Here is a 6,541-nt window from a genome sequence, read left to right on the forward strand (position 1 = left end):
CCCTCGAGCAGCGCCGCCGCCTCGACCGCGGCCGCCGCCGAGGCGCCCGCGTCGGCGGCCTCGCGGCGGGCGGTGCGGGCGACGGCGGCGCGGCGCAGGGTGTGCGGCGTGCGGATGCCGTGCCGGTCGACGACGCGGGTCCACATCTCGTCGGCGGTGTCGCGGTCGTCGCGGGCCTCGGCCGCCGCCCCCACGAGGTAAGCGGCCTGCCAGCCCGCCGAGAAGTCACCGCCGTGCAGCCCCGCGAGCAGCCAGCGGTACGCCTGCGCGTCGCCGGCGGCCGCGCGGCAGGCGGCCAGGAGGGCGGCGCCGGGCCGGTCGGCCGGGGCGGCGGGCAGCTCGCCCGCACCCGTCCGGGCCAGGGCGCGCAGGGCCTGCGCGGGGCGCCCGGCGAGCAGCAGCAGGCGGGCCTCGTCGTGCGCGGCCGCGCGGCGGGCGTCCGGCCCCTCGGCCGCGGTGGGGCGCGTGGTGAGCAGGTGCAGCGCGAGGTCGGCCTCGTCGGCGAGGTCCGCGGCCGCGAACCACCCGCACCAGGAGCCGAGCACGTCGGCGGCGCGCAGGTCGTCCTCGGCCACGGCGGCGTCCGCGCCGGGCCGCAGGGCCGTCGCGTGGCCGGTGCGGTGCTCGGGGCTCACCCGTGGGGTGTCGACCGCGGGAGGCCCGCGCTTGAGGGTCACCACCGCGGGGACAGCCGGGCTGTGGACGGCCGTCCCGGACCTCCCGCGGTGGACGACGGCGGTCCTGTCGGCCGCGGGTGGCAGAGTCGCCCCATGCCCACCGCCCCGTCCCCGCACGACACCGGCGTGCCGCCCGCGCCCACCGGCTCCCCGGCGCTGCGCGAGGAGGCCGAGGAGGTGCTGCGCCGGCTGGTCGGGGACCCCGCGGCCCGCCTGCGCGACGACCAGTGGACGGCCATCGAGGCGCTCGTCGCCGGTCGCCGGCGCGCCCTCGTGGTGCAGCGGACCGGCTGGGGCAAGTCGGCCGTCTACTTCGTCGCGACGGCGCTGCTGCGGGCCCGGGGGGCCGGCCCGACGGTGATCGTGTCGCCGCTGCTGGCGCTCATGCGCAACCAGGTCCAGGCGGCCGAGCGCGCGGGCGTGCACGCCGTGACGGTGAACTCCACCAACGGCGAGCAGTGGGGGCAGGTCTACGCCGACGTGCGCGCCGGGGCCGTCGACGTCCTGCTCGTCTCCCCCGAGCGGCTGAACAACCCCGGTTTCCGCGACGAGGTGCTGCCGCAGCTGGCGGCGACGACGGGCCTGCTCGTCGTCGACGAGGCGCACTGCGTCTCCGACTGGGGCCACGACTTCCGCCCCGACTACCGCCGCATCCGCACGCTGCTGGCCGACCTGCCCGACGGCATCCCCGTGCTGGCCACCACGGCCACCGCCAACGCGCGCGTGACGGCCGACGTCGCCGAGCAGCTGTCGGTGTCGGGGACCCGCACCCTCGACGACGTGCTGGTCCTGCGCGGGTCGCTGGACCGGGAGTCGCTGCGCCTGGGCGTCCTGCAGCTGCCCGACCAGGCCCACCGGCTGGCGTGGCTCGTCCAGCACCTGCCCGACCTGCCGGGGTCGGGGATCGTCTACGTCCTGACCAAGGACGCGGCGGCCGACGTCGCGGCGCACCTGAACGCCCACGGGATCCCCGCGGCCCCCTACACGGGGGCGACGGACAACGCGGAGCGGCTGCAGGCCGAGGACGACCTCATCCACGACCGGGTCAAGGCGCTCGTCGCGACGAGCGCGCTCGGCATGGGCTTCGACAAGCCGGACCTCGGCTTCGTGGTCCACCTCGGGGCGCCGTCCTCGCCCATCGCCTACTACCAGCAGGTCGGCCGCGCGGGCCGCGGGATCGACGACGCCGCCGTCGTCCTGCTCCCGGGGCGGGAGGACCGCGACATCTGGCAGTACTTCGCCTCGGTCGGGTTCCCCGCGGAGGACGACGTCCGGCTCGCGCTCAGCGTCCTCGCCGACGCCGGGCGCCCGCTGTCCACGCCGGCCCTGGAGGCTCGGGTCACGCTGCGGCGCAGCCGGTTGGAGATGATGCTCAAGGTCCTCGACGTGGACGGTGCGGTGCGCCGCGTCAGCGGGGGCTGGACCGCCACGGGCCAGCCGTGGGCCTACGACGCGGAGCGCTACGCGCGGGTGGCGGAGACCCGCACGGTGGAGCAGCAGTCGATGCTCGACTACCAGGCCACCACGGGGTGCCGCCTGGAGTTCCTGCGCTGGGCCCTCGACGACCCGGAGGCCGCCCCGTGCGGGCGCTGCGACCGGTGCGGCGGTTTCGCCCTGCCGCAGGACGTCGACGCGGACGCCGTGAGCGCCGCGGGCGCCGACCTCGACCGGCCGGGCGTGCCCGTGGAACCCAAGAAGATGTGGCCCACGGGGCTGGGCGCCCTGGGGATCGACCTCACCGGGAAGATCGCCCCGGCCGAGCGGCCGAGCGAGGGCCGCGCCGTGGCCCGCACCTCCGACCTCGGCTGGGGCACGGCCGTCCGCGAGCTCTTCGCCCCCGGGGCCCCCGACGGGGAGACACCCGTCGGCCTGCGGCACGCCGCCGTGCAGGTCCTCGACGACTGGGCCCGCGACCTGGGCCTGGACGGCGTCGTCGCGATGGCGTCGGCGTCGCGGCCCGTGCTCGTCGCCCACCTCGCCGAGGGGCTGGCCCGCTACACGGGCCTGCCCCTGCTGACGTCGTTCCAGCTGCGCCCGGGGGCCGGCGCGACGCGCAGCGACGTGAACTCCGCGCACCGCCTGGCCGCGGTCGCCGACCGGTTCACGCTGCCCGACGAGGCGCCCGTCGCGGGGCGGCGGCTGCTGCTCGTCGACGACCGCGTCCGCTCGGGCTGGACCCTCGCGGTGGCGTCGCGGATGCTGCGCCGCGCCGGCGCGGAGGCCGTGCACCCCTTCGTGCTCGCCAGCGGGGACTGACCCCGGTGGCTCCGGGGGACGCTGCGGACGGCCCGCCGGAGCCGCTGCGCTGGGGCACGCCCGCGGCGCGCTGGGTGCTGCTGGCCACGATCCTCGGCTCCGGGCTCGCGGGCATCGACGCGACGGTCGTCAACGTCGCGCTGCCGACCATCGGGGCGGAGTTCGGGGCGTCCTTCGCGGCGCTGCAGTGGGTCGTGACCGCCTACACGCTGACCCTGGCGGCGCTGATCCTGCTGGGCGGTGCGCTGGGCGACCGCTACGGCCGGCGGCGGGTGTTCGTCGTCGGCGTCACGTGGTTCGCGGTCGCGTCGCTGCTGTGCGGGCTCGCCCCCACGGACGAGGTCCTCGTCGCCTGCCGCGCCGTGCAGGGCGTGGGCGCGGCCCTGCTCACCCCCGGCAGCCTCGCGATGCTGCAGGCGTCCTTCGCCCCGGCCGACCGCGCCCGGGCCATCGGGGCGTGGTCGGGGCTCGGCGGGGTCGCCACCGCCATCGGCCCCCTGCTCGGCGGGTACCTCGTCGACGTGGCCTCCTGGCGCTGGGTGTTCCTCGTCAACGTCCCGCTCGCCGCGGTCGTCGTCGTGGTCACCCGCCGGCACGTGCCCGAGACGCACGACCCGACCGCCACGGGCCGCGTCGACGTCCCGGGCGCCGCGCTGGGCGCGCTGGGTCTCGCGGGCATCACCTACGCGCTCATCGAGGCGCCCTCCGGCGCGGGCCCCGCGGTCCTCCTGGCGGGCGTCGCGGGGCTCGCGGCCCTCGCCGGGTTCCTCGTCGCCGAGCACCGCAGCGCGGCCCCGATGCTGCCGCTGGCGATCTTCTCCTCCCGCACGTTCACCGCCGTCAACGCGGTGACGTTCGCGGTCTACGCCGCGCTCGGCGCGGTGTTCCTCCTGCTCGTCGTCGCCCTGCAGTCCGTGTCGGGGTTCAGCCCGCTGGCCGCCGGGTCGGCGCTGCTGCCCGTCACCGTCGTGATGCTCCTGCTGTCCGCGCGCGCCGGGGCGCTCGCGCAGCGCACCGGCCCCCGGCTGCCGCTGACCCTCGGGTCGCTCGTGTGCGCGGCCGGGGTGCTGGCGATGCTGCGGATCGGGACGTCGGCGTCCTACCTGCGCGACGTGCTGCCGGCGGTGACGGTGTTCGGCCTGGGGCTCGCGCTGCTCGTGGCGCCCCTGACCTCGACGGTGCTCGCCGCCGCGGACGAGCGCCACGCCGGCGTCGCCTCGGGCGTCAACAACGCGGTGGCCCGGGCCGCCGGCCTGCTCGCCGTCGCGGTCGTCCCGGCGGTGGCGGGGCTCACGGGCGACGTCTACGAGGACCCGGTCGCGTTCGCCGCGGGGTTCCGCACCGCCCTGCTGGTGGCGACGGGCCTGCTCGTCGTGGCTGCGGTGCTGGCCGCCACGACCGTGCCAGGGACCCGGCCGGCCCCGCGCCGGCGCCACCTGCGGCACTGCGCCGTGGACGGCACCCCGCTGACGGCGGCCCCGGAGGTGACGACGGGCGAGGTCACGGGGCCGGCGACTCCCGGCCCCGCGTGACCGCCGCCCCGGGGACCGGCCCCGCGCGACGGCCCCGCGGGGACCGGGTCCGCGGTCGTCGGCCTCAGTCCTGCGCGGCCGGCCGGTAGACGAGGTGCAGCACGCCGGTGGGCAGGGCCTCGCTGGACACCAGCTCCAGCGGCGTCCGCCCGAGGTCGTCGGTCCAGCGCCGCTCACCGCCGACGACGACGGGGTCGACGAGCAGCACGAGCTCGTCCAGCAGCCCCGCCTCGAGCAGGGACCGGACCGTCCGCAGGCTGCCCGTCAGGCCGATCGTGCCCTCGGTGCGCTCGCGCAGCTCCCGCACGGCGTCGAGGTCGGGCAGCACCGTGGTCCCCTCCCAGTCCGCCTGCTGCAGGGTGGTCGAGAGGACGTACTTGCGGATCGGGTTGATGAAGTCGGCGAACTCGTCGGTGTCGTTGCCCGGCCAGTACTGCGACCACTGGTCGTAGAGGACGCGGCCCATGAGGTAGGCCTCGCAGCGCGAGGTGTGGCTGTCCATCGCGCGCCCCATGGCCTCGTCGAAGTACGGGCCGTGCCACTGGTCGGGTCGTTCGGCCGAGCCGTCGACGGTCGTGAACAGGGCGGCCGCGATGCGTCCCACGGTGGTGTCTCCTTCGGGTGAGGTGCTGTCGGGTCCTGGACCGGGACGCGCGGCCGAACTCATCGGTGCGCGTCCCGGACGGCGCGGTCAGAGGAAGTAGAGCCGGTTCAGGCTGATCCGCTCCGCGGGCTGCGAGCTGACCGGTTCGCCGTCGACGGTGACGAGCCCGGTCCCCGCCGCGACCCGCACCTGCGCGGTGCGGTCGTTGCGCCGCATGGCGGCCGGGCCGAGGCCGCGGGTGCCGCGGACCCCGACGCGGCGTCGCCGGGTCGTCATGGCGTCGTTGCCCGCGTCCGCCGCGGCCTGCGACGTGAACGCCACCGACAGGTCCGCGGCGGTCGCCCCGTGCGCGCCGAACTGCGGGCCGAGCACGAGGGGCTGCGCGCGGTCGATGGACGCGTTCGGGTCCCCCGTGACCCCGTAGGCCGGGAACCCCGCCTTGAGGACGAGTTCGGGCTTCGCGCCGAAGAACTCCGGCCTCCAGAGGACCACGTCGGCGAGCTTGCCGACCTCGAGCGAGCCGACCTCGTGCGCGAGGCCGTGGGCGATCGCCGGGTTGATGGTGAGCTTGGCGACGTAGCGCAGCGCGCGGTCGTTGTCGTGGCGCGGGTCCGCGGCCCCGAACTCCGCCTTCATCTTCCCGGCCATCGCGAACGTGCGGCGCACGGTCTCGCCCGCGCGGCCCATGCCCTGCGCGTCGGAGGACGTGATCGGGATGATGCCCAGGTCGTGCAGGACGTCCTCGGCACCCATCGTGCCCGCGCGGATGCGGTCGCGCGCCATGGCCTCGTCGCCCGGCAGGTCCGCCCGCAGCCCGTGCACCGACATGATCATGTGGTAGTGCTCGGCGACGGCGTCGCGACCGAACGGCAGGGTCGGGTTCGTCGAGGAACCGATGACGTTGGCCTCCCCCGCCAGCCGCAGGACGTTCGGGACGTGCCCGCCGCCGCAGCCCTCGATGTGGAACGCGTGGATCGTGCGGCCCTCGAGGACGGCGAGGGTGTCCTCGACCGAGAGGCACTCGTTGAGGCCGTCGGTGTGCAGCGCGACCTGGACGTCGAACTCCTCCGCGACCCGCAGCGCGGTGTCGAGCGCGCGGGTGTGCGCGCCCATGTCCTCGTGCACCTTGAACCCGCTGGCGCCGCCCTCGACGAGGCCCTCGACCAGGGGCCCCGGGTCGGAGGAGGAACCCCGCGCGAGGAACCCGATGTTCACGGGCCACGCGTCGAAGGCGTTGAACGCGTGCCGCAGCGCCCACGGGGAGTTCACGCCGACGCCCCACACCGGCCCGAACTCCTGGCCGATGATCGTCGTCACCCCCGAGGCCAGCGAGGCCTCCATGACGCGCGGCGACAGCAGGTGCACGTGGGTGTCCACGGCACCGGCCGTCGCGATCAGGCCCTCGCCGGACACGATGCTCGTGCCGGTGCCGTGGACACCCACGTGCACCTGCTGTCGCCGCGCGTCATGGA

4 protein-coding genes and 1 pseudogene are annotated in these 6,541 nt (G+C 76.6%); 2 read left to right on the forward strand and 3 right to left on the reverse strand.

All coding sequences use genetic code 11. From position 1 onward, the window contains the following. Nucleotides 1-635: pseudogene (locus tag GTR02_RS18465) on the reverse strand (hypothetical protein); the annotation flags it as partial. Between the two features lie 135 nt (nucleotides 636-770). Here GTR02_RS18465 and GTR02_RS18470 point away from each other — a divergent pair. Both GTR02_RS18470 and GTR02_RS18475 read left to right on the forward strand, forming a co-directional pair. Next, nucleotides 771-2,933 (forward strand): RecQ family ATP-dependent DNA helicase, encoded by a 2,163-nt coding sequence (locus tag GTR02_RS18470; protein ID WP_166608952.1) that lies wholly within the window; start codon nucleotides 771-773, stop codon nucleotides 2,931-2,933. A gap of 5 nt (nucleotides 2,934-2,938) precedes the next feature. Further along, nucleotides 2,939-4,465 carry a DHA2 family efflux MFS transporter permease subunit gene (locus GTR02_RS18475; RefSeq protein ID WP_166608953.1) on the forward strand — a complete coding sequence of 509 codons (1,527 nt, stop codon included), beginning with the start codon at nucleotides 2,939-2,941 and terminating at the stop codon, nucleotides 4,463-4,465. 64 nt (nucleotides 4,466-4,529) lie between these two features. Here the strand turns inward: GTR02_RS18475 and GTR02_RS18480 are convergent, their stop codons facing one another. Then, complete coding sequence (locus GTR02_RS18480) at nucleotides 4,530-5,069, reverse strand: dihydrofolate reductase family protein (RefSeq protein WP_166608954.1); 540 nt, start codon at nucleotides 5,067-5,069, stop codon at nucleotides 4,530-4,532. Between the two features lie 87 nt (nucleotides 5,070-5,156). After that, the coding region (locus GTR02_RS18485) for an urease subunit alpha (RefSeq protein ID WP_166608955.1) at nucleotides 5,157-6,541 on the reverse strand (1,385 nt) is incomplete at its 5' end.

Source organism: Kineococcus siccus (assembly GCF_009906795.1).
GTDB lineage: Bacteria > Actinomycetota > Actinomycetes > Actinomycetales > Kineococcaceae > Kineococcus > Kineococcus siccus.